The sequence below is a fragment of the bacterium genome (assembly GCA_035691305.1).
In the GTDB taxonomy this organism is placed as follows: Bacteria; Sysuimicrobiota; Sysuimicrobiia; order Sysuimicrobiales; family Segetimicrobiaceae; genus DASSJF01.
Window position 1 is genome coordinate 1 of the sequence record DASSJF010000066.1, and the last position, 24,014, is coordinate 24,014.

The 24,014-nt window shown below is 67.2% G+C and carries 20 protein-coding genes and 1 tRNA gene; 2 read left to right on the forward strand and 19 right to left on the reverse strand.

What is annotated here, in order from left to right:
* The coding region (locus tag VFL28_12060) for an AsmA family protein (GenBank protein HET7265397.1) at window positions 1–1,474 on the reverse strand (1,474 nt) is incomplete at its 3' end.
* A gap of 332 nt (window positions 1,475–1,806) precedes the next feature.
* On the opposite strand from VFL28_12060, the gene VFL28_12065 reads away from it, so the two are divergent.
* Window positions 1,807–2,289: a hypothetical protein gene (locus tag VFL28_12065; protein ID HET7265398.1), complete on the forward strand. Its 483-nt coding sequence runs from the start codon at window positions 1,807–1,809 to the stop codon at window positions 2,287–2,289.
* 52 nt (window positions 2,290–2,341) lie between these two features.
* Entirely contained in the window at window positions 2,342–3,097 is a 756-nt protein-coding gene (locus tag VFL28_12070; GenBank protein ID HET7265399.1) for a M48 family metalloprotease, read from the forward strand.
* Window positions 3,098–3,152: 55 nt separating this feature from the next.
* Here the strand turns inward: VFL28_12070 and VFL28_12075 are convergent, their stop codons facing one another.
* The 18 genes from VFL28_12075 to VFL28_12160 all read right to left on the reverse strand — a co-directional run bounded on the left by VFL28_12075 (window position 3,153) and on the right by VFL28_12160 (window position 23,830).
* Window positions 3,153–3,593, reverse strand: a complete 441-nt coding sequence (locus tag VFL28_12075; GenBank protein HET7265400.1) for a hypothetical protein — start codon at window positions 3,591–3,593, stop codon at window positions 3,153–3,155.
* Between the two features lie 33 nt (window positions 3,594–3,626).
* On the reverse strand, window positions 3,627–3,869 hold the full coding sequence (locus tag VFL28_12080; GenBank protein HET7265401.1) for an SHOCT domain-containing protein: 243 nt from the start codon (window positions 3,867–3,869) through the stop codon (window positions 3,627–3,629).
* Between the two features lie 265 nt (window positions 3,870–4,134).
* Window positions 4,135–4,461: a carboxymuconolactone decarboxylase family protein gene (locus tag VFL28_12085; protein ID HET7265402.1), complete on the reverse strand. Its 327-nt coding sequence runs from the start codon at window positions 4,459–4,461 to the stop codon at window positions 4,135–4,137.
* Between the two features lie 145 nt (window positions 4,462–4,606).
* Window positions 4,607–7,942, reverse strand: coding sequence for a molybdopterin-dependent oxidoreductase (locus tag VFL28_12090; GenBank protein HET7265403.1), 3,336 nt, complete (start codon window positions 7,940–7,942; stop codon window positions 4,607–4,609).
* A complete protein-coding gene (gene nrfD / locus VFL28_12095) occupies window positions 7,939–9,114 on the reverse strand; it encodes an NrfD/PsrC family molybdoenzyme membrane anchor subunit (GenBank protein HET7265404.1) in 1,176 nt (391 codons plus the stop codon). Before nrfD ends, VFL28_12090 begins: the two co-directional genes overlap by 4 nt.
* A gap of 12 nt (window positions 9,115–9,126) precedes the next feature.
* Complete coding sequence (locus VFL28_12100) at window positions 9,127–10,032, reverse strand: 4Fe-4S dicluster domain-containing protein (protein ID HET7265405.1); 906 nt, start codon at window positions 10,030–10,032, stop codon at window positions 9,127–9,129.
* A 608-nt stretch (window positions 10,033–10,640) separates the two neighbouring features.
* Window positions 10,641–10,714, reverse strand: a tRNA-Gln gene (locus VFL28_12105).
* 68 nt (window positions 10,715–10,782) lie between these two features.
* Entirely contained in the window at window positions 10,783–11,166 is a 384-nt protein-coding gene (locus tag VFL28_12110; protein HET7265406.1) for a RidA family protein, read from the reverse strand.
* Window positions 11,167–11,212: 46 nt separating this feature from the next.
* Complete coding sequence (locus VFL28_12115; protein ID HET7265407.1) at window positions 11,213–11,713, reverse strand: flavin reductase family protein; 501 nt, start codon at window positions 11,711–11,713, stop codon at window positions 11,213–11,215.
* An 8-nt stretch (window positions 11,714–11,721) separates the two neighbouring features.
* Window positions 11,722–12,849, reverse strand: coding sequence for an ABC transporter permease (locus tag VFL28_12120; protein HET7265408.1), 1,128 nt, complete (start codon window positions 12,847–12,849; stop codon window positions 11,722–11,724).
* Window positions 12,846–13,817: an ABC transporter ATP-binding protein gene (locus VFL28_12125; protein ID HET7265409.1), complete on the reverse strand. Its 972-nt coding sequence runs from the start codon at window positions 13,815–13,817 to the stop codon at window positions 12,846–12,848. Before VFL28_12125 ends, VFL28_12120 begins: the two co-directional genes overlap by 4 nt.
* Window positions 13,810–14,775, reverse strand: coding sequence for an ABC transporter ATP-binding protein (locus VFL28_12130; protein ID HET7265410.1), 966 nt, complete (start codon window positions 14,773–14,775; stop codon window positions 13,810–13,812). The genes VFL28_12125 and VFL28_12130 overlap by 8 nt, the downstream gene beginning before the upstream one ends.
* Complete coding sequence (locus VFL28_12135; GenBank protein HET7265411.1) at window positions 14,772–16,061, reverse strand: efflux RND transporter periplasmic adaptor subunit; 1,290 nt, start codon at window positions 16,059–16,061, stop codon at window positions 14,772–14,774. Before VFL28_12135 ends, VFL28_12130 begins: the two co-directional genes overlap by 4 nt.
* Window positions 16,061–17,359, reverse strand: coding sequence for a TolC family protein (locus tag VFL28_12140; GenBank protein ID HET7265412.1), 1,299 nt, complete (start codon window positions 17,357–17,359; stop codon window positions 16,061–16,063). The genes VFL28_12135 and VFL28_12140 overlap by 1 nt, the downstream gene beginning before the upstream one ends.
* Window positions 17,360–17,537: 178 nt before the next feature.
* Window positions 17,538–18,197 carry a TetR/AcrR family transcriptional regulator gene (locus VFL28_12145; protein ID HET7265413.1) on the reverse strand — a complete coding sequence of 220 codons (660 nt, stop codon included), beginning with the start codon at window positions 18,195–18,197 and terminating at the stop codon, window positions 17,538–17,540.
* Between the two features lie 104 nt (window positions 18,198–18,301).
* Window positions 18,302–21,562 carry an efflux RND transporter permease subunit gene (locus VFL28_12150; GenBank protein HET7265414.1) on the reverse strand — a complete coding sequence of 1,087 codons (3,261 nt, stop codon included), beginning with the start codon at window positions 21,560–21,562 and terminating at the stop codon, window positions 18,302–18,304.
* Between the two features lie 18 nt (window positions 21,563–21,580).
* Window positions 21,581–22,945 carry an efflux RND transporter periplasmic adaptor subunit gene (locus VFL28_12155; protein HET7265415.1) on the reverse strand — a complete coding sequence of 455 codons (1,365 nt, stop codon included), beginning with the start codon at window positions 22,943–22,945 and terminating at the stop codon, window positions 21,581–21,583.
* A gap of 45 nt (window positions 22,946–22,990) precedes the next feature.
* Entirely contained in the window at window positions 22,991–23,830 is an 840-nt protein-coding gene (locus VFL28_12160) for a helix-turn-helix domain-containing protein (GenBank protein ID HET7265416.1), read from the reverse strand.
* Window positions 23,831–24,014: the final 184 nt, after the last annotated feature.

Here is a 24,014-nt window from a genome sequence, read left to right on the forward strand (position 1 = left end):
GGTCAAGGTCGAGATCGGGAACGGCAATGTCGAAATCGACGGGCGGGCTCTTCGAACCGGTTAGGCTGACCGTGCCCTGCGCTGTCAGCGTACCGAGAGAGGCGGCAAACGTGCCGCGAACCGCGCCCGCCCGGACGCTGAATGTTCCCCTCGAAATCTGGAGCGGGTGCGCCAGGCCCGAAACGCGGCCATCTCGTAGCGCGAACGTGCCGTCGGCTGCGAGCGAGGACAAGGGATCGCGCTGCGGCGCGGCGAGCGGAGCCGGCGCCGACGGCACCGTAATCTGCGCGTCGGCATCCAGTGCCCCGGCGAATCCCAGCGGCATCGCGGCACCCACGGCCTTCGCCGCGGCGGCCACGTCCACGCCCCGTATCACGGCACTTATCTGCGCCGGCTCGCGCCTCGGTGCGTACCGGACGGCGCCGGCGCCTCGCACGGTGCCTCCGAATACGGACAGGCTGTACGCGTTGAGCTCCGCCCTGTCCTTGTACATCGTGATCCGGCCGGCCGCCGCATGCGCGTCGAATGGCCGGACGATCAGCCTGCCGATCGTAAAACGGCCCTTCGCGAGCGGGCCCGGGCCGCCCGGTCCGCCCACAGGCAGCGGCCCGATCTTGCCGGTGGTCACCAGTATCTTCAACCTGTCGACGTCGAGCTCGGGAATGGAGACGTCAAAGTCGGCGACCGGATGCTTGAGGTCATCAATCTTGACGACGCCATCGACCCGCAGCGTGTCCAGCGCGACTGAGAAAGTCCCGTCCGCACCGCCACGGGCGATCCTGATGCGTCCGTCGCGGAACTGAATAGGTTTCAACAACGCGGGGCTGCTGAAGCCCAGGCCCCGCAGATTGACCCCGATCGTCACTGCGTCGACCCAATTCGGCGCGTCGAAATGAATGCCGCCGACTTGAACGTCGAGCCCGTCGACAGTGAATTGCGGCACAACTCGGCCGGTGAGAGGCTCGTAGGTGCCCTCCGCGATCCCAACGTGGCGAGCGTGGATCGAGTGCACCCGGTCCACGGTGAACGCAGCGGCGTTTTGACGGTCGCCGCCGTCGGCTGGTGGGAGCGCCGCGGGCCGGCCGAACCAGTCCGAGAAGTCGTAGTTGCTCTTTCCCGCGGCACTACGAACGAGATTGATTTGGACCCCGTCGAGCGACACACGCGTCACATCCAGCCGCCGCGCGAACAGACTCGCCGGCGTCGTCATGACATCCATCGACTTCACCACCAGCGCGTCGCCGGCCGGGAAGTCCGGCGGGTTCTTGATGCGGAGGTTGACGACCTGCAGGCGAACGCTTGGCAGCAACCGCAGTCGAAGTGTCTCCACCTCAACCCTGCGGCCGGTACCGCGTTCGGCCAAACGGATGATCAAGGGTCGAAACCGATCGGCCGGCACCACAAAGGGCACAAGAATAAGCCCGATCAGCACAAACAGCAGCGCCGCGGCAGCGACGAACGCTCGGCGCAGCATGCGGTTCGTAAGCACCGATCCCCCGGAGCGCCTAGAAGCTTTCCTTAAACCCCATGGTCGGACGTGGTACTCCGAAGGACAATCGGGCGGAGATCGTAACGGCCATCCGCGCCGGGTCCGAAAAGCGACCGGAATCGGCTAGTTGATCTAATCCTGATAAGATCACTCCGGTTTCCTCACGAGCCGCCGCGGGTGCGTCCGGCTCGTCCCTCAGATCGGTCATGGATGGCCATTACCACCCACGCCTGATTGTCTCTGGGACCGCCCCCGGCCGACAATGGAAGCGGGTACGCGGGCAGCCGAGTTTACGCCGCCGCGCGAACGACGAATCTGTGGGGGTGAAGGACGTGTGCATCGCGTGGCGGAGGGTTATCGCCGTTACTGTCATCGCGGTGGTGATGGCCGGGGCTGGCGGGATAGCGTCGGCGCAGCTCAACATCAATATCGGCTCGCTCATCAAGTTGTTTGGCATCGGGTACGTCGTCAAGCAGTTCGGTCCGCAGATCAACGATGCGATCAATACCCTGATGCTGAACAATCAGGCACAGAACAGAGAACTGACCAAGGTGGTGCCGATTCTGAGCATCGGCGTAGGCATCGGCACCCGGGGTGGCGCATACGTCGGCGCGGCGCAGGTGCAGGGTCCCAAGGCCGCCCTCGATCAGGTGCAGGCCGTCGCGCAGATCGAGGGGGCGTTCATGAGCGCGGTTCGCCTGCGCGGCCTTGTGCCGGTCGACAGCCTCAATCCGCTTCCCGGCAATCTGCATAGGGTCTACGGCGTCGGAGTCACGGCGCTCGTCGACTTTGAATTGTAACCCGTTCTTGCGGATCGGACGAACCGCGCTCGTCATCCTGGCGGCGGTATCGGTGACCTTCGGGGGTGTCCCCCGGTCCGCGCCCAACGCGGATGCGGCGCTCTTCGAGATTAGCGAACAGCAAGAAATCCAAATCGGACGCGAGGTCGAGCGCCAGCTCGCGCAAAAACCCGGATTCGTCAACGACCCGGGGCTCACGCAGTATCTCAGGGAGACCGGCCGCCGCCTCGCGGCGATCTCCGAGAGGCCGGGCCTGCCCTGGACCTACCACGTCTTGCGGGACGACCGCGTCAACGCCGTCGCCGCGCCGGGCGGTTATGTATTTGCCACCCGGGGACTGTTCGGGTTCGTCACATCTCGGGACGAACTGGCCTTCGTCCTCGGCCACGAGACTACGCACGTCGCCCGCCGGCACGCGGTCGAACTTGCGCAGCGCGACCTGGAAACACAGTTTGGCGCGGCGATCCTCCTGCGCGTCGTGTTCGGCGGGAGTTATCCGGCCTACGTGCTAACCCAGATCGGCCGGCAGCTGGTCAACGCCCAGTACTCGCGCGACAAGGAATACGAGGCCGATCGTTACGGCGTGATCTATGCCCGCAAGGCCGGCTTCGACCCGACCCAATCGCTTGCGTTCTTCGACCGGCTTCGCAAACAAGAAAAGACCGAGCCGGCCCTCACCCGCGCCTTCGAGAATCATCCCGAGACCGCGGCACGTCGTTCGGCGGTCTGCGCCGAATTGAGGACGATGGGCTATCGCGTTGTGTGTCAGACTGGTTCGGCATCGATTGTGGCGCCGCCCTCACCGTGAACCGATGCCCGCCACGATCGAGCAACCCGCCGGCTCGCGCAACCGCGCGGTAACGCTACCGCAACGCCGTTACGCTCACGGTCTCTCCTGGTGCGAGACACGGATATAGGCTCATGTTATGGCTGTGCCGTACGACAATGCGATCACCGTTGGCCAATCGAAGAACGTTGCGGCAATGCGAGATGCCGTAAGAGTCCGGAGCGCAGTTGGTGTCCGACAGCACCGTCGCCGGCATCGCGCCGGCAGGCAGCCGACCCGACTGGCGCTCAACGACATCGATCCCATCCTTCCCGTTTTCGCACAGCGGTGAACGGGTGCACAACCGCGTTTGCACGACAGAGGCCGCCGGCGGACGCTGAGGATCGACGATGATGACAGTCCGACGGGCGGAGCCGATGGCGCTGCTTGGCGTGACGAAGGGCACGGCGAGAACGAGGGCGCCGACCACGAACGCCGCATGAAGCGCTCCACTCAACCCTCCGGTCTTCTGCTGCATGGTGCTCCTCTCCGATCTCATGTGCGCCGCCGCCTACGCCACGTTCCGTTTCATCTCGTCGAACTGTTCCTTGGTGATCTCTCCGGCCGCATAGCGACGGCGAAGGATGTCGAGCGGGGCCTCGGTTTCTCTAGCCGGCGTCTTCCCGCTTCCAGCGCTCAAATAGCGGACCAATGCGGCGATTCCGATGATCACCAGCGCCCAGAACACGAGCATCATAACCCACCCGCCGATCATCCAGCCCCACCCGGGACCGTATCCGTACGGCCACATCATTCTGCTCACCTCACCCTCTCTCGGCCGCCGCTAGTGCCGCGCGTGATGTGTCGCATAGAGGTCGAGACACGGTTGGGTTGTGCACAAATGGCCCCTCCCACCCTGCGGCGGGGCTGTCGCCGACGCCATATCTAAACTCTATCCCTGAACGAATAAGGGCGCATCGGGCGCGGGTCCGATCTGGGGTAATCTGGACAAGAAGAGTCAGGTTTCGCTCCGCCGCCGAACACACATCGTTACCGAACCTGCACGAGCAGAACCTTCGCTACCGCTTTCCTTTTTCGGCGCCCGAGAGGATGTCCTCGACCCAACTGCTCGCGGCCATCATCGCGGGGAAGCCGATCGTGGTCAGCGCGAGCAGGACCACGTGTCGAATCTCATCGGCGGAGGCGCCGTGCTGCAGCGCCAATCGTGTGTGGGCGTGGACCGCGCCTTCGTGGCGTGCGCCGACAGCGAGCGCGAGCTTCGTGAGCTCACGCATCTTGGCGTCGAGCGGGCCCGCTCCGTGCAGCGCTGCACCTAGCCGGTCGTAGGCCTTCCAGACCTCCGGGCACTGATGCTGAAACCGCTTGTAATGCTCCGGTAACTCCATCGCATCCCCTCCTAGATGTGAACATCCCGTCACGGCAGCCATCTACGCTGCTACGGTGATTTCGACGTGCGGCAGGACGATCCCCGAACAAACTGGGAGGGCGAGCCGCCGGCATCGCCCTCCCCATGCAGTTGTGCGTTGGCCGTTACTGGCTCCGCCTAACCCGGCGGGCAACGTACGCCTGCAGGTCTCGGGACCGCCTGCGCCCCTTGACGACCTCGAGAGCCTCTTGCGCCACCCACCGGGCGTCCTCAACATCCTGCGGTTGGGCCAGGCTCATACGCGGTCCTTCGCTGAAATAGCCGCTCCGGGGCATACCTGTCGCCGACCCGCTTGCGACATTCACGAGCTTGACCTGGACGCCGTTGAACACGGAGTCGCCGGCGATGGGGTCGGTAAGGCAGACATCTTTGAGATACCCGTCGACCTGTACCGCAGGGTTGGTCGAGAGACCGGTGCGGCGCGTCGGATCGCCCGGGATGCGCACCCCGTCGATCGTGACGTCGTTCGCGCCGTAGGCCCAGTGACCGAAGTGGAACGAGACGGCGACCGTCCCCGGCCGCAGTCCGCTGATGACCTTCACCTTACCTTCCACCCGTGACGTCATGCCCGGCGCTACGTCGAACTCTCCGCTGAACGTCGGGGAGACGATCCGTGCGATATCCCCGTCCTGGAGTCCGAGGCGGCCGGCGTCCGCCTTATTGACGTAGATGAAATTCTCCGGCATCAGGGCCTGCTGACCGGCGTAGTTACCGACCGTGCGAGTTTGCGTCCCGAAGATCTCCTTGTACGTGATCAGCGCGAGATCGTACTCCGGCGGTGCCTGCACGGGTTTACCGTCCAGATGCTTCATCCGCTCGAACCGCGGCACACCCGAGAGATGCTCGCTCGTAATCGAATGTTTGGCGGAACCGACCGGCTCGACGTACAAAGCAAGTAGCTTGCCCCAAGGGTGCCCGAGGTACGCGCCGTTGTACGCCTTGTTCGCGGCTTCGAACCGGCCGCCTCGATTCAGCACGTAGACCACCCGTCGCCAAAGCTCCGGCCCCACCGCGCCTGTCCACTTGGCTTCATCAAAAACCGCCGGCGGTAGGTGGCGTCGCGCCTTGCGGAACGTCGCGATTTCCGCCTCGCTCGCTTCAGCAACCGCATCCCCATCCTTGTCGCCCCAGGCCACGTTCGCCACCATTTTGAGGTAGAAGTCCTCCGGCCGGTTGAAGTTAAGACCCGGCCCGAAGCCGTTGGGACCGTAGCCCGGCGCGCCAACGCGCTTGGCCACCGCGATCATGATCGCGTCCATGCTGATCGGCATCGGCTCACCGTCGATGGACACGATCTCCGGCACGGGCGCGGCCACCGGCTGGCGGATCTTCGTCGTCTTCGTGATGGTCGCAGGGCTGGTCCCGAGGGGATTCCCCCAGCGCTCCAGATACGTGATGTCCGGGAAGATGTAGTCGGCGTACATGCTGGTTTCGCCGATCACGATGTCGGTCGCGATGAAGAGCGGAAACTTGTCCGTGTCCTGCAGCATTTTGATCTGCAGGTGTCCCGCCGGCGTCGCGAACGCCGGGGTGCCGTAGTGCAGCCACAGGATCTTGATGGGATACGGGTAGCCTGCATACGCGGCCGGGATGACCTCCTGGTAAACGTCCCCGGTAAACGGGAACCACGGACGCTTGGCGGGGTAGCCGTCCCGCGCGAACAGTGTTGATGTTTCGTACGGCCCGCTGCCCTCGCGGGTCAGCTTCACGCCGAACGTCGTAAGGGCTTTGGCGTGCAGTTTCTTCATGTCGTAGGGCTGCCCCGGCTTGTCGCCGATCGCGTTCCAGGCGCCGCCGCCTGGGACCAACCCGCCCTTCCAGTCGACGTTTCCGAGCAGGTAGTTGAGGGTGATGATGGCCTGCGCCGCGTAGTAGCCGTACGTGACCTTGATCGGGCCCCGATAGAAATCGATCGCGGCCTTCTTGCCGTGGGCGGTGAACTCGGTGGCGAGGCGCTCGATCGTTGCCAGGTCGAGACCGCTCTCCTCAGCGTAGAACTCCAGTGGGTGCGCCAGCGCGGCGTCCTTGAGCAGCCGGAACCCCGACTTGACGTCCACGCCTCCAAGGGTCGCCGCGACGTCGAGGTCGCCGATAACCGGCGACTTGTCGTCGTCCGGATTCACGGCGGTCGGCGTGCCGTTCACAAGCGCCACGAACTGGTTCGCGTCGCCAATCTCGAGGTCCGCGGCCTTCACCAGTTTGCCGTTCTTGACATTCACAAGCCAAGTGGCGTTGGTCCACGATTTCTCGCCGCCCGCCGCGGCGGCCGCCTTGTTCGCGTTGCGGAGGAACTTCTCGTCGTACCGGCCGTGCTCGAGCATCCAGCGCATCATGCCCATCGCCAGCGCGAAGTCTCCGCCGGCCTTGACCGGGATCCACCAGCCGTGGGCGGCGCTCTTCGACAGCCGCGTGTCGATCACAGCGATCTTCAGTTTGCCGTCCACGACGGCCTGCGTGACCTGCGGGCTGAGCGGCGGCGGTCCGAAGTTGGCTTCCGCGAACCCCGTGCCCCAGAAGATAACGAACTCGGCCTGAGTATAATCGGGCTTCATGTGGTTCGTGCCCTTGGCCCAACCGAACTTGCCCTTGTCTTCCTTCCACTGCGCGGTCGCGTACTGAAACGCGACGTGGTGCGCCTGCTCGCAAATGGTTGTGTGGCCGTACCAGTTGGCCGATCCGAGCCCGCCGTAGGTGAACCGTTGCGCGAAGAGCTCCCGGTCCGGACTGATCCGCCCGCCGAGGAAGATAAACTGGTTGTTCTTGGGCCCAAGGTCGGGATGATCCGGGTCGATGAGGACGTTCAGATGGTCCGCGTACTTCGTCTTGAACGCGTCCATGGTCAGCTTCCCGGCGCGGATGGCCGTCACGTCATCGGACATCGCCTTGGACAGGGCGCCGTCCCGGAGGACGAACACCTCCTTGAACCCGGGGACGTCACGCTGCTCTCCGGCGTCGGCGAACAACTTGCCGCCGGCCGTGATTTCGGCGATGGCCTCCTCAAACGGGATCGCCTTCCACTTGCCGGAGCCGCGGGGCCCGGCCCGCTTGAGCACCTTCCGGATACGGTACGGATCGTACAACGTCTGGACCCCTGCCTGCCCCTTTGAACAGATCGATCCATCGACTTTCGCGGCCGCGTCGAGCGGAGTGGCGTACGGCAGATGGGGCTGGAGCGTCATGGGACTGTACGCGCTCCCGTCGATCTTGACCAGCAGGCCGTCCTGCATCTTCACCTTCAGCGTGCATTGCGTGTTGCACTGGAGACAGGCACCGTACAGCACGTTGTCCGGCTGCGCCAGCAGGTACGCGGTTGCACCGGGATCGCGCGTGGCCCTTTGGGCGGCGAGAGTGATGAGACGTGGCCCGGCACTGCCGAGAAGCACGCCCGTGCCGGCGAGCGCGCCGGCCTTGAATAAGTTGCGGCGAGAGATGTCCATCATGCCACCCCTCTCAGGCGCGCGTGCGCGCCCACAAGCGGCAGATACCGATAGCCCAGATAGAAAAGCGCGATGCCGATCGCGGCGACTCCCGCGGCGACCTGCCACTCGAACAAACTTGGGAAGTACGCGTAGCTGAGGCGATGACTCAGATAGGCGGACTCAAGTCCCTTCAACTCAGGGAACACCAGCCCGGGGATGACCAGGTTGAGACGTTCCGCGAAGTACGTCGCGGCGATCAGGCCGCCCGCCGCCCCGATCGTGAAGGGGTTGCGGCTTCGCCAGAGCATGAGCACGGGGACGGCCACGCCCAACAGCACGTGGATCCCCCAGTAGACGTACCAGTACGGACCGAACAGCACGTACACGAGACGCGTGTACTCCTGGCCGACCCCGTACCACATCGGGATCGAGTACTCAGCCCATTCCAGCAGCACGCCGACCGCAAGCAGGCCCAGCACGATCTTGCCGAGGGACTGCGTGAGATCGCGCCATGCGTCATCCCGGGTCGGCCAGAGGTAGGCCACGACGAAGGTGATCAGGCCGCCGCCGGAGATCAGTGCCCCGGCGAGAAAGAGCAAGGGATAGATCGGGCTGTGCCACAGGTCGCGCGCCACCACGGTGCCGAACAGCGATCCGACGCCGCCGTGGAACGCGATCGCGAGCGGCACGCCGATCGTCCCGAGGACTTGGAGCCGGCGATTGTCACGGTCGAGCTGCGCCGGCGCAAGCGGGATCCAGCCGCGCCGCATCGCATAGTACAGTTCGCCGAGGAGCAGCACGAAGTAGGCGGTATAGAGCCAGACCATCCACGCCATCATCGAGTGGAACTGGGGGCGGCTGAACACCTCCCAGAACCGCTCCATGTGCCCAATGTCGAACCAGATCGTCAGCAACGCCATGAGCAGCGTGACGATGGCGACGTAGAGCGAAAGACGCCCGATCTGATCGAGCCGGCGCACGCCGAACACGTAGATCAGGCTGGAGAGCAAGAACGCGCCGGCGGAGAGACCGATAAAGTAGATGTACGCCGCCACCCAGAGCCCCCAGGGGACGTAGCTGGTATACGCGCTCAGCCGGTGCCCAAGGAGGAGCCGTTCCGCAATGCCGACGCCGCCGAACACGGCCAGCAGCGCCCAAAGCACCCACAGCAGGACATTCACGCGCTTGGTCATCACCGGCCCCTCCTAAATGAGGTAGTAGACCTTGGGTTCGGTGCCCAGCTCTTCCTTAAGTCTTACGGCGTTGTTGCGGGCGATAAGCTCGGAAACGAGCGATTGAGGATCGTTGAGGTCGCCGAAGAACGTCGCGCGGCCGATGCAAGTGCTCACGCATGCCGGCAGCATCTCCGCCTGCAGCCGGTGGGCGCAGAAGGTGCACTTCCTGGCGTTCCCCACAGGGCTGCGAGGAATGATGCCTTCCATCCGCGTCCACTCTTGGCCGTATTCGAGGCTCGGTTCGTCTTGGTACCGACGGCCAGTCTCCAATGACAGTGCGCCATCCTTGCCCGTGGCCGCCTGATCGGTCCAGTGTTCCCCGAAATCGAACGTTCGGGCCTGATATGGACAGGCCGTGATGCAGTAGCGGCAACCGATGCAGGCGTTGTAATCGATCTCGACGATGCCGTCTTCGCGTTTCCATGTGGCACCCACCGGGCATGCCGATACACACGGCGGGTTGTCACACTGCATGCACGGACGGGCCAGGAACTTGCGGGTGACGTTGGGGAAATCGCCGACCTCGGTGTCGATCACGGGCCGGTACACAACGCCCGGAGGCAACTTGTTTTCCATGACGCAGGCGACCGTACAGGAGGAACAGCCGATGCACTTGCGCGTGTCGATGACCATCCCCCACCGGCGTTCGTTCACGGGCTTCGCAAGCGCCCGCGCGAGGTCGCGCTGCATCCGGATCAAGACATCCTCGTCGGTCGCGGCGGCAATGCGAAACGGCGGTGCGCCCGTCACCGGCTGCGCGGCGGCGTCGACCGCCTGGGTCTTAACCACGACGCCCGCCATCGCCATGCCGGCGAACATCCCGGACGCGACTTTCTCAAGAAACGCTCGGCGTGACTCCGTGTCGGCCTCGGCCATGCTGCACCCCCGGTCACACTTATGACTCCACGCTACCAAGACCGGTGCAGACCGGGTATCCGGCACACGTCTGAATCCCCGATCGGGCGCCTGATGGACCAAGATCTGCGCCTGCAAGGGAATAGATGACCGGACAAGTCATCAATGTTTTCGCAACGAACCCACGTGGGTCGGGCGAGGCTTCGGCTCCGTCGCGACGCCCAGTTTGAGGAGATGAAGCGCACCTTATTTCAAACGGTTGACAAGGTCACCGAGCGCACCCATTTTCGGTTGATCTTCGGGGGCGGCACCTGGGGGCGAGCGGGTGGACGCGACGTCCAAGTGCGGGGAGGGGGCGGCTACGGGCGGACGGCGACAATCCGAGATCCGCCCGCCACTTGAACTGGTAGCGGGTCGTACCTCGATTGATGAGGCCCGCACGCCGGCCATCGGGAAGCTCCACCGGTCCGATGGTAACCGACGCGTCGATCCCGCGATCGCGGCGAGCAAGGCCAGTGACATCTGATCGGCGCGTTGGGCGTCATCAAGCTCGTTTCACCTGATGAGCATTGATGAGCAAACTGGCCCTTCAGCGGCGTGGGCCCGTTCCGAGAATCCTTATTGTGCTATGGCTGGGGGGCCTGGATTCGAACCAGGACTCTCAGATCCAAAGTCTGATGGCCTACCGTTAGCCGACCCCCCAGTTCCATCGGGATCGTAGCGCGTCCGGCCGCCCGCGGCAAGCGGCGTATCCCGCCGGCGGCCGCGGCCTCACTTGAGCAGGGCGACGACCTCGATCTCGACCGCGCCGTCCCGCGGCAGCTTCGCCACCTGAAACGTAGAGCGCACGGGCGGATTCTCCTGGAAGTACGAACCGTAGATCTCGTTCATCGCGCCGAAGTCGTTCATGTCGCGCAGGAAGACCGTGGTCTTGACCACGTTGGCGAACGAGGTGCCCGCGCTCTCGAGGATCGCCTTGATGTTCTCCATCACACGCTTCGTCTGGATCCGCACGTCGCCCGGCACCAATTGCCCGGTCTTGGGGTCCAGCGCGAGCTGTCCGGCGGTGTACACGAAGCCGCCGGCGACGACGCCCTGCGAGTACGGCCCGATCGCCTCGGGCGCCTCCTCCGTTCTGACAATCCGCTTGCTCATGTCCGCTCCCTCCCGCGCGCCGCGCCGGAACGCGGCCGTCTCGATCCTACAAACTCGTGAGTCTGCGATAGCCGCGGTCGTAGTAGACGAGCGGCCGCCGATCCCCGAACACTTCCGCGGTCTCGACCTCGCCGACGAAGATGGTGTGGTCGCCGCCGGGATATCTCGCGGTCACGCGGCACTCCGCGACGGCGAGGCACCCCTCGAGCAGCGGCGCGAGGCGCCCGGGGCGGTGGGGAATGCCGTCGAAGGCGTGCGGCCCCTCGGGGCGCGAATCGGTCGAAAAGAAGCGCGACAGATGCTCCTGCCCCTCCGCGAGCACGTTGACGGCGAAGACGCCGGCGGCCTCGAGGACCTGCAGCGTGTAGCGTCCGTGCTCGATGCAGATCAGCACGAGCGCCGGCTTCAGCGACAGCGACGCGAACGCGTTGATGGTGACTCCGTGCGGCCCGTCCGCGGCGGGCGCGGTGATCACCGTGATGCCGGTGGCAAACCGCGCCATCGCCTCCCGGAACTGCCGCGCATCCACTCCACTCGTCTCGCGCATCGCGGCTCCTAGTCCACGCGCTTCTGGAACCGGGTGATCGACACGCCGAAGAACAAGAGACCGAGCGCCAGCAGCGGCAGGATCTGCTTCCACAGCGACTCGATGCCCACGCCCTTGATGAGGATCCCCCTGATCACCACGACGAAATAGGTCAGTGGAAAAATTCCCCCGATCACCTGCAGCCAGTACGGCAGCGACTCCCGCGGGAAGATGAACCCCGACAGCAGGATGCTCGGGAGCAGGATCATCTGCGCGACCTGGACGGCCTGCTGGAAGGTCTTCGACACCGTCGAGATCAGCACCCCGATCCCGAGGGTGCTGAAGAAGAACGCCAGCGAGAGCGCGTAGAGCAGGAGCAGGCTGCCTTTGACCGGCATGCCGAACCACAGGCTGGCCAGCAGGAGCGTGATCGTGATTTCCAGGTATCCGAGCCCGACGAGCGGGATGATCTTGCCGAGCAGCAGCTCGATGCCGGTGATCGGCGTTACGACGAGCTGCTCGATCGTCCCGCGCTCGCGCTCGCGGACGATGACGGTCACCGCCTGAATTGTGGTCACGAACACCAGCACGACCGCGATGATGCCCGGCACGATGAAGTAGACGTTCGAGAGCGTGGGGTTGTACCAGGCGCGCGGCCGAACATCGATGAGCTGCGGCGGCGGCGGGATGCCGAGGCGGCCGGCGCGCTGAACGATCAACTGCGTCGACAGCGACTGGCCGACGCCCCCCGCGAGGCCGAGCACCACGTTCGCCGACGTCGGCTCGGAGGCATCCACGATCACGCCGACCTGCGCCGTGCGCCCGCTGCGCAGCCGGGTCGCGTAGTCGGGCGGGATCAGGATCCCGATCTTGGCGTCGCCGCCGTCGATGAGCTGCTGCACGACCGTGAAACTGCCGGCGTAGTACTTGATGTCGAGGTACGTTGTGTTGACGAACGCCTGCAGCAGCGTCCGGCTCTCCGGCGTACGCGACTGATCGAACACGGCGGTCGGGATGTGCGTGACGTCGTTCGTCAGGTACCCGTAGAGAAACAGCTGCATGATCGGCAGCGAGATCATCGTCCCCAGCGTCCGGCGGTCGCGCAGCAGATGCAGCACTTCTTTGCGCACGACGGCCCACATCCGGCGGACGTTCACGGCGCGCCTCCGGGGGCGGGCGTCGCGGACCCGCCGCGGGCGCCGGCGGCGTCCTGCTCGACAAGCGAGACAAACGCGTCCTCCAGCGACGGGTGGACCGGCCGGATGCCTTCCACCGCCACGCCGGCCGCGGCGAGCGCCGTCCGCAGCCGCTCCGCGGCCGACGGGTCGTCCACGGTCGCGTGGATCGCGCGGCCGAACAGTGCCACGTCCCGCACGTCCGGCTGCCCGCGCAGGGCTTCCAGCGCCTGCTCGATCGGACTCGCCCGTACCTCCAGCAGCGCACCCGACATGCGCTGTTTGATCTCCGCCGGCGTCCCCGCGGCGATGATGCGGCCGCCGAAGATGAACGCCAGCGTGTCGCAGTGCTCCGCTTCGTCCATGTAGTGCGTCGTCACCATGATGGTGATGCCGCCCGCCGCGAAGTCGTCGATGAGATCCCAGAAGCTCCGGCGGCTCACGGGGTCGACGCCGCTCGTCGGCTCGTCCAGGAACACCATGCGCGGACGGTGCAGCACCGCGCAGCCGAACGCAAGCCGCTGCCTGAACCCCCCGGAGAGCTCCGCGGCCAGCGTCCGCTCACGGCCGCGCAGGCCGGCACGGCCGATCCACTCATCGATCGCGCGGCGCGCCTCGGCGCGGCCGAGGCCGTAGACTCCGGCGTAGAACGCTAGGTTTTCTTCCACCGTCAGGTCGTCGTACAGACTAAAGCGCTGCGACATGTAGCCGATGCGGGCCTTGATCGCCTCGGCCTGGCGGACGATGTCGTACCCCAGCACGGTCGCGTGCCCCTCCGACGGCTCGAGAATGCCGCACAGCATACGGATCGTGGTGGACTTGCCGGCGCCGTTCGGTCCGAGAAACCCCCAGATCGCGCCCACCGGGATGTCGAACGAGATGTGGTCGACCGCGACGAACGAGTCGAATCGCCGCGTCAGCCCGACGGCGTGCGCCGCGGGCTCAGGCACGGGCCGTTCCGGCCGCGCCGGCACCGTCTTCGCGGCCGTGCGCTTCGATCATCGAGATGAACACGTCCTCGAGCGACGGCGCGATCGGTTCGGCCTCGAGCACCGTCGCGCCGGCCCTGGCGAGATCGGCGCGCAGCGCCGGCACCGCCTCCGCGGCGTTCCGCACGACGACGTGAAGCCGGTCCGCAAACACCATGTGCGACAGTACGTACGGGGACGCGGCGAGCACCCGGCGCACGGTCTCGCGCGGCTCCGCCAGCAGCTCCACCACCTCGCCGCGCATCCGCCGGCGCATCGCGTCGGGCGGCTCGACCGAGATCAGGCGGCCCTCGTACATGAAGCCGACCGTCGTGGCCCGCTCCGCCTCGTCCATGTACGGCGTGCTGGCGACGATCGTGGCGCCGCCGCGGTGCAGTTCGTACAGGAGCCGCCAGAACTCTCGGCGCGACACCGGGTCCACGCCCGTCGTCGGCTCGTCGAGCAGCAGAAGCGACGGCGAGTGGATCAGCGTGCAGGCGAGCGCGAGCTTTTGCTTCATGCCGCCCGAGAGCGCCTGGGCAAGGCGGCCGTGGAAGTCCGTCAGCCCGGCGAATCGGAGCAGCGCGGCCGTCTTCGCGGCGCGGCCCTCCCGCGGCACGTCGAAGAGGTCCGCGTAGAAGTCCAGGTTCTCCCGGACCGACAGATCGCCGTACAGGCTGAAGCGCTGCGGCATGTAGCCGATCCCGGCCTGCGCGACGAGCGGATTCCGGGCGATGTCGGTCCCGTCCGCGATGATGCGGCCGGACGTCGGCGGAATCGCCCCGCAGCACATCCGCAGCAGGGTCGTCTTCCCCGCGCCGTCGGGACCGAGCAGGGCGAACACTTCCCCGCGCGGCACCTGAAAGGTCACGTCCGACACCGCCGTGCGCTCGCCGAACCGCCGCGTCACGCGGGCGACGTCGAGCGCGCACGAGGTCATCGCGGCGGCCCGACGTAGATCGTCGCGTCCGCGGGCATCCCCGGCTTCAGCTCGCCGTAGCGGTTGGTGAGCTGCAGCTTCACCCCGTAGACGAGCTTGACGCGGTTCTCCCGCGACTGCACGTTGATCGGCGTAAACGCGGCCTGGGTGCTGATCTCTGAGACGCGGGCCGGAAATGTCCGGCCGGGATAGGTGTCCACCATGATGTCGGCCCGCTGCCCGAGGTGGATCTGCCCGATCTGGTCTTCCGGAATGTAGACGCGCAGCCACATATCGCCGGGGTTCACGATCGTGTAGATCGCGCCGCCCGCCGCGACGACTTCGCCTTCCTGGTTGTTTTGGGTGAGCACGACGCCGTCGATCGGCGAGGCGATGGTGGCGTACCCGAGCAGGATCTGCTGGTAGCGGAGCGTCGCCTGCGCCTGAACCAGCGCCGCGCGGGCCGCGGCGAGATCCTGGCGCCGCTGCTCGACCACCGTGTAGCCGGCCGCCGCGGTGGCGAGCGCGGCCTGAGCTTGACCGACCGCGGCCTGGTTTGCGCGGACGTTCTGCTCCTGGATCGGCACCTGCAGCCGGTTCGACTGCGCCGTCGCGAGCCCGGCCTGCGCCTGCGTGACGGCGTCGCGGGCGCCCCGATCGGCGGCGACCGCGGCGTCATAAGCCGCCCGAGCCGCGTCGACGTCCTGGGCGGAGATGGCGCCCTCCGCGAACAGCGCTTTGGCCCGCGCGTAGTCCGCCTGCGCCTTCGCCAGGTTCGACCGCGCGCTGGCCGCCTGCGCCTGTGCCGCGCTGAGCTGTGCCCGCGCCTGCTGAATGGCCTGCTCGACGGTTTGCCCCTGCAGGGTCACGGTCGTCTGCGACTGCGGCACGCGGGTCCGCGCGGCCTCGAGCGCCGCGCGGGCCTGAGCGACCTGAGTGTCGGTCGTTTGTTGCTGCGTCTCGATCGCGGACGCGGCCTGCGTGACTTTGGCCTGGGCCGCGACGATGTTCGCGCTGGCCTGGTCCACCTGGGCCTGCAGATCGCGGCTGTCGAGCCTGACCAGCACCTGCCCGGCGCGGACCGTGTCGCCTTCCGCCGCGTAGAGCTTGATGATGCGGCCGACGATCTTGGGAGAGATGTCGACCTGAGTCGCCTCGATCGACCCGGAGCCGAAGAGCTTCCCGGCGTCGGCGCGCCGCAGATACCCCTGGCCGGCTTCCCACGCGATCACCGCCAGTACGACGGCGGCCAGCACGGCGAAGAGAATCGGCCGCCGGCGGCGCCGTGCGCTGGAGGCGTCGGCCATCAGAGCGTGATCTGCGTCCCCACAGCCTGGTCGATCTGGGCGAGGGCGAGGTTGTACTGGAACAACGCCTGCACCACCGCGGCGTCGGCCGCGGCGAGGTTCTGAATCGCCGTCACGACCTCGAGCTGCGTCCCGACGCCGGCCTGGAACCGTACGTTCGCGATCCGCAGCGCCTCCTGCGCGGCGGTGAGGCCCGCCTGCGCCGAGGTGAGCGATTCCGCGGCCTGCTGAAGGTTGAGGTACGCGGCGCGCACCTGCTCCTCCACCGTCTGTTGCGTCTGCGCAAGCTGTACGCGCGACAGTGCCAGCTGCTGGCGGGCTTGGTCGACTTTGGCGCGCGTGAGACCGCCGTCAAAGATCGCAAGCGTCAACGCAAGCGTGGCGGACCAGGTCACGTTCGAGCTCGTGGAGAGGTTGTTGGATAGGACCTGCGGACCGCCGGTCAGGGTGATGATGGGGCGCAGCCCCGCCGCGGCCAGATCGACCGCGGCCTCGGTCGCCTGGATCGCGGCCTGCGCCTGCGCGACCTCGGGCCGGTTGGAGAGCCCCTGCTTTACGAGCGCCTCGACGTCCGGCGGCGGCGTCGGCAGGCCCATCGGCGTCGTCGCGTCGATCGCGGTCGAGATCGGGAGGTTGACGACGGCCGCCAGTTGCTGCTCGGCCTGGACGGCGGCGGCCTTGGTCTGGGTCAGCGTTCGCTGCGCCTGCGCAAGCTGCACCTCGGCCTGGAGGAGGTTGAACTGCGGTGACGTGCCGACGTTGACCTGGGCCTGCGTCACCCGCACGTTCTCCCGGGACGCGTCCACGGCGCGCTGCGCGGCCGCGACCTGCTCGATGCTCTGCACGTAGTTGAAATAGGCTTGACGCACGGCGAGCACGGTCTGGCCGGCGGTCGCCGCGAACGCGCTTTCCTGTCCGCGCAGGTTGGCCTGCGCGATCGCGATCTGGTCCTGCACCGCGTTGCCGCTGTAGACGGAGTAGTTGACGATGCCGTGGACGTTCCACTGCGGCGTCGACGTGCCGGGAACGACCGCCGTGAAGGGGGCGTTCGTGATCCCGGCGCTTGGAATGTTGATCGCGCCGCCCAAGGTCGAGGTGCCGGGCGCCGTCGCCTGCGTGTTGCTGGCCCCGACGGACACCGTCGGCCAGAGTCCGGCGTCCGCCTGTCCCACCTGCGCGCGCGCGATCGCGACTTGGAACGCGGCCTGGCGCACGGAGAGGTTTTGCTCCAGCGCACGGCGGACCGCGTCGATCAGCGTGAGCGGCGCGCCGCCGCCGACGATTGGGACCGGCGGCACGGACGGGATCGCCAACGGCGCGGGCCGCGGCGGCGGACTCGCCGGCGCCGGAGTTGACGGAGCCGGAGTTGACGGAGCCGGAGGGGTCGGCTGCGTTTGTGCGGCCGCGGTCAGCGGAAGCAGCGCGGTCGCCGCCAGCGTAACGAACGCAACCGTGCGAACAAACCAAAAACGCATCTCAGTCCTCCCTCTTGATCGCGCCGGGCGCGGAAGACGGCACGGCCGGCGGAAGCTTGAGTCCGCCTAGAATAAGCGCCGCCATCTCGCCGAGGTATTCCTCGTCGTCGAACTTGACGCCGACGAGCCCGAGCACGTGCTGCGTCATGATGTAACTCATCACCATGCGGAAGCAGATCGACGCGGTAACCTCCGTATTCACCGGACGGAACGCGCCGTCCGCGATCCGCCGTTCGAGATAGGCGCGGAACCGTTCAACGAACGGCTCGTGCAGCCGCCGGAAGAACTCTCGGCGGACGTCCTCGTGCAGATCCGCCTCGTGGACCACGAGGCGGATGAACGAGGCGTGTCGGGCCAGCGTTTTGACGCGGGCGTCGACGAAGGCCTGAACGAAGCTCTCGTCGTCGCCGGGCGCGAACTCATCCGGCCGCGGCGGCGGCCCGTCTTCCGCGATCAACCCAATCACGCCGCGCAGCACGTCAAGCTTGCTCGGAAAGTAGAGATAGATCGTCCCTTCGGCCAGACGAGCGCCCAACGCGATCTCCCGAATCGTCGCCCCGTGAAAGCCCCGGCGGCTGAAGACCTCGAGTGCCGCGTGCAGGATTTGCGAGCGCCGCTCACCCGTCCGGACCGCACGGGCCGTCGTGCTCAGGCGAGCCATCTCAAGCGGACGCCTCCGCGGCAACAGGAACCAGGGGAAATGACTGACTGCTCATTCAGCATATCCCTCGCGTTTCGACGCGTCAAACGTCCCAATGCTTCGCCCTACTCGGAGCCGCCGGCGCCCTGCGAGGCCGGGGGCGGACTTGAGCCGAACGCCGCCTGCGCGGAGCCGGCGGCCCCTCCGCGGCGTGCGAAGCGCCGAGCGATCGCCCGGACCACGCCCATGCGCTGAAGATCGTCAAAGTAGGAGTAGATCACGGGGATAGCGACGAGCGTCAGCAGCAGCGACAGCACCTGGCCGCCGATGATCACCGAGCTCATCGCGCGGTTCGTCTCCGCCCCCACCCCACGGCTGATCGCGAGCGGGATCATGCCGGCCACGAACGCGATCGTCGTCATCAGAATCGGCCGCAGCCGGTCGCGGCTCGCCTGGATGATCGCCGCGTTGCGGTCGAGACCCGCCGCCCGGAGATGGTTCGCGCGGTCGATCTGGAGGATGGCGTTTTTCTTCACAACCCCAAACAGCACCAGGATCCCGAGCTGGGACAGGATGTTGAGCGAGCCGTTCAGCAGCAGGATCGACAGCAGCGCAAACGGCACGGTCAGCGGCAGCGAAAGCAGGATCGTCACGGGATGGATCCACGACTCGAACTGGGCCGCGAGCACCAGGTACATGAAGACGAAGGACAGCATGAACGAGGTCATGAACGCGGCGGCCTGCCGGCCCTGCTCGAGGGCTTGACCGGTGAAGGTCAGATCGTACGCCGGCCCGAGATTGAGGGCGCGCATCTTGCGGTCGAGCTGCTGCAGCACCGCGCCCTGAGACGTCCCCGGGAGCAGATTCGCGGTGAGCTCGACCTGCCGCTTGCGGTTGTAGTGCGTGATTTCGCTCGGTCCCGCGCCACGGCTCGTCGCGACCACCTGCTCGAGCGCGGCGAGCCCCGCGGTCGAGGACGCGACGGGCAGCTCCGCCAGCACCTGCTCGTTGCTGCGGTGCAGTTTGTCGGCGCGGATGACGATCTTGTACTGCTGGCCGGCCTCGGTGTACTTGGCCGTTTTCACCTCGATGCCCTGGACCAGCATGTACATCGCGTTCGCGGCGTCGACGGCGTTGACGCCAAGGTCGGCCGCCCGCTGGCGGTCCACGCGCATGCCGAGCTGCGGCGCACCGCTCACGAGCGACGACCGCGCGTCCACCACGCCCGGAATGGAGCGCAGCACCTCGAGGCCGCGGTCGCCGGTCCGCGTCAGCACGGCGAGATCGGGGCCGCTCACGACGTAGTCGACCGGCTGGAAGCCGCCGCTGCCGCCGAACTCCGAGGTCGCCTCGACCTGGCTCTGCAGACCGAGGTAGGCGTACCGCGCCAGAATCCGCTCCCGGATCAGACGGTAGTAGGCGTTCTGGGGCAGGTGGCGCCTGCCGATGTCGACGAGCTTCACGAAGATCGTGAAGCGGTTCGGCGTGTGCTGCGGATCATCGCCGGCGGTGACAAGGGTGTAGTCCACCCCGGGCAGCCGGCGGATCTCCGACGCGAGCTGCGTGCCGAAGCGGTCGGTCGCGTCGAGCGTCCAGCCCTCCGGCGCGCGCACGACGACCTCGAGCTGCGACTGATCGTCCTCCGGCAGGAAGTTCTTGTGCACGGCGGCGCCGAGCGGGCCGATGCTGACGAGCGTCACGAGCGTGAGCGCGGCCACCGCCCACCGCCGTCGCAGCGCCCGCTCGAGCAGCCGGTGATAGCCGCGGTCGAGCATCCCGTAGAAGCGCCCGCGCTCGGCGGTGGCGTCCGCGGCCAGGCCCGTGTCGACCACCGCGCCGTCGGCGGTCACGCGCACCGCGGGGCCGGCGCCGCTCCCCGCGCCGGACGCGCCGTTGGCCGCCTTCGGGCGCGCCGGCCGAAGCCACCGCGCGGACAGTGACGGCGTGAGTGTAAAGCTGACGAGCAGCGAGACCGCGATCGAGAACGCCATCGTCCAGCCGAAGGACTTCATGAACTGGCCGACGATGCCGCTCATGAACGCGAGCGGCAGGAACACCGCGATCAGGCTGAGCGTTGTCGCGGTCACGGCCGGGCCGATCTCGCGCGTGCCCTCGATTGCCGCCTGGACGGGCGGCAGCCGCTTCTCCTGCATCAGCCGGTAGATGTTCTCGAGCACGACGATCGCGTCGTCGATCACGATGCCGACGACGAGGGCCAGCGCGAGCAGCGTGATCATGTTGAGGGTCATGCCGAGCGCCGAGATCAGCGTGAACGTGCTGATGATCGACGTCGGGATCGCGAGCGCGGCGATGATCGTCGGCCGCCAGTTGCGGAGGAACAGCAGCACGACGAGCGCGGCCAGCAGCGACCCGATGAGGAGGTGCTCCTGCACCGCGCCGGTCGAGGCCTCCACGAAGACGGCCTGGTCCCGAACGACCCGCAGGTTGTAGCCGGCGGGCAGCAGCGGCGCGATGCTCTTCAACCGCGCCTTCAGCGCGTCGACGACGTTGACGGTGTTGGCGCCGGACTGTTTGGTGATCTGCAGCAGCACCGTGGGAGTGCCGTCGACGTTGGCCGTCGTCACCGCGTCCGCGGCCCCGTCCTCGACGGTCGCGACATCGCCGAGCGTGACCGGGCGTCCGCCGCGCATCGCGACCCCGACCGTGGTGAGCTCGTTTGGAGAGGTGACACGGCTGAGCGCGCGCAGCGTGAGCTGGGTGTTGCCCTGATCGACGTTGCCCGCCGGAAGCTGAACGTTCTGGTTCTGCACCGCGTTCAGGATATTCGTTACCGGGAGCCCGTACGCGGCGAGCTTGTCCGGGTCGACCCAGATGTTGATCTGGCGGGCCTGGTCGCCGATCAGCGTCACCTGGCCGACGCCATTCGCGCCTTCGAGCTGCGGCCGCAGCGTCTTGTCCGCGTATTCGGACAGGTCCCGGACCGGCTTGTTGGCCGACAGCGCGAGCGTCATCACCGGAATCGCGCTCGGGTCGAACTTCAGAACGGCCGGCGGATCGATGCCGGCCGGGAGGTCCGGAATGCCGTTGATCTTGTTCTGCACGTCCTGGGCCGCGACGTCGATGTTCTTCTCCAGGACGAACTGGATGGCGACGATGGAGACGCCCTCGGCCGAGGTCGACTGCGTGTGGTCGACGCCGCTGACCGAGCTGACCGCGTCTTCGATCTTGTTGGTGACGTCGGTCTCGATCTCTTCCGGCGAAGCCCCGGGGTCCACCACGGTCACGATGACGAACGGGATGTCGACGTTCGGAAAGCGCTCGACCTTGAGACCGGCGTAGGAGAACGCGCCGAGGAACACCATCGCCAGGATGATGACGGCGGCGAGGACGGGACGGCGGACGGAGATTCCCGCGAGCCACTGCATCGGTGTGCCTCCCCCGGCCTACCGGCGGACCGTGACGGCCTGGTTGTCCGTCAGCGCGTCCTGGCCGGAGACGACGACCATCTCGCCGGCGCGGAGACCGGCCGTGACGTCGACCTTGCCGTCGTGGTGCTCGCCGAGCGTGAGGGTGCGGCGGACGGCGCGGCCGTCGCGCACGACGAACGCCATGGGTCCTGACGCCGCGGTCACGACGGCCCCTTCGGGGATCTGCAGCACGTTGTGACGGACGCCCACCGTAATCGCGCCGCGGGCGAACATCCCGGGCCGCAGCGCGCCCGCCGTGTTGTGGAGCAGGATGCGCACGCCGAACGACCGGCTCGCGGCGTCCGCGGCCGGACGGACGAGCTCGACTACGCCCTCGAACGTCTGGCCCGGCAGGCCGTCCACCCCGAGCAGGGCCATCTGCCCCGCGCGGAGCTCGAACCGATGCTGCGCCGGCACGATGAACTCGACGTACACATCGTCGACCTGACTCAGCACGAGCAACGGATTGTTGGACGTCGTTGCCGGCGAGACGATCTGGCCGGGCTCCACGCTGCGCCTAGTAATCGTCCCGGCGAACGGGGCGGTAATTGTCGAGTCCCGAAGCTGTACGTCGATCGCGGCCAGCGAGGCCTGCGCCTGCGCGAGCTGCGCGCGGGCGGCCTGGATGTCCTCTTCGCGCGATCCGATGCGCACGAGGGCGGCGTTCTGCACGGCGGAGTCGTAGGCGGCCTGGGCCTGCGCGGCCTGGGCCTGCGCGACGCTCAACTGGGTGGTGGCCTGATCGAGGTCCTGTTGCGAGATCGCGCCCTGTGCGTGCAGGGTGCGGTCGCGCCCCACCGTGGCCTGCGCGAGCCGCACCGAGGCCTGGGCAGACTCAAGGGCGGCCTGCGCCTGCGAGACGGCGTCCACGCTCTGCTGGCGCTCCTGCGGACGCGCGCCGGTCAGCACCTTTTGCAGCTGGGCGCGGGCGGCCGCCACCGCGGCGTGCGCCTGTGCCTGCTGCGCGAGGAGGTCGCTCGTGTCAAGCCGGAGGAGCGGCGCGCCGGCGGCGACGTGCGTACCCTCGTCGACGAGCACGGCGGCGACGCGGCCGGACAGCTTGGAGCCCAGGTTCGCATCGCGGATGCTTGTGACGGTCCCTGTGGCCAGCACGCGGCTCACCACGTCGCCGGACGTCGCCGGGACAACCGTCACCGGCGCGACGTCGGGCGCGGCGGCCTGCGTCGGCGGGGCGGGACGTCCCATCCCGCGAACCACGAAAGACAACGCCAGGACGGCCACCACCGCGATCCCTACGAGCCCGACCCGCATCCGCATGTCCGATTCCCCCAGTCCCACGCGCCGAAGGGCTTTTGGCCCGAGGCTGCGCGGCTTGCTCACCGGTTCACTTCTCTAGTCGTTTACAAGACGGCCGGCTCGACACGGTCAGCGCGTCCGCGCTTTGGCGCGCGCCCCGCCTCGCCGGGAAGCGGCCCTGCCGCGCGACGGCGGGGCGGCGCGGCCCGACACGGGGCGCCGCGGCTTTGCCTCCGTCCGCCAGGCCGAGAATAGGTCATGGTGCATCTTGGCGACGAGCCGGCCACCGGCTTCGCGGCCGTTCGGAATCATCCCGGCGATCGCGAGCGTCACGATGCCGTGGGTCGAGCCCCAGAGGGTCACGACCTTCCACGAAAGGCTCTCGAGATCGCCGGCGCGCGGGCCGAGGGCGCGTTCCAGTGCGTCGCGCACGGTCAGGAAGATCTCGCGCGTCTCGGGAAACGGCTCGTCCGGGGGCGGCGCGGCCGGCCGCGTCCGGAAGAACTCGTCCCACTCTTTCCGGTCGTGGACTTCTTCGAACGGACGGTGGCGCGGCGGCGCCGGCGATTCCGCGCCGTTCTTGCCGCTCGCCGTGTACGGCCGGACCATACAGGCCTCGAACGCCGTCTCCCCGTGCATTCCGAGGTGCATCTCCGGGTGGGCGACCGAGAAGGCCCAGTACGCCTGGCCGATCGCGAGCAGCGCGTCCACCGGGTCTTTTTGCGCATCCCGCGCGGCGCGCATCTCCCCAAGCATGCGGCGGAAGCCTTCGCGCATCAGCTCGATCACGATCTCTTCCTTGCTGCTGAAATGCTCGTAGATGACCGGCGGGCTGTACTCGATCTTCTCGGCGACGCGCCGGATCGTCACGGCCGCCCAGCCCTCGCCCGCGGCGATCTCCCGCGCGGTGTCCAAAATCGCCCGCCGAAGTTCCTCGCGCTCCCGTTGCCGGCGTTCACGTACGCCCATAATTAAACCTCACCCATTACAAATAATCTAACGGCGTTAGGAAGTTGTCAAGGCGCATACGCGGAGGGGGACTCCGGCTCGGTGCGCCTAGCGGTACGGATCTCCGCGCAGGAAGATGTGGCGCCGGCCGTGGCTTTCGAAGCCTAGGCGCCGGTATACGGACGTGCCGGCCTGCGACGCGACC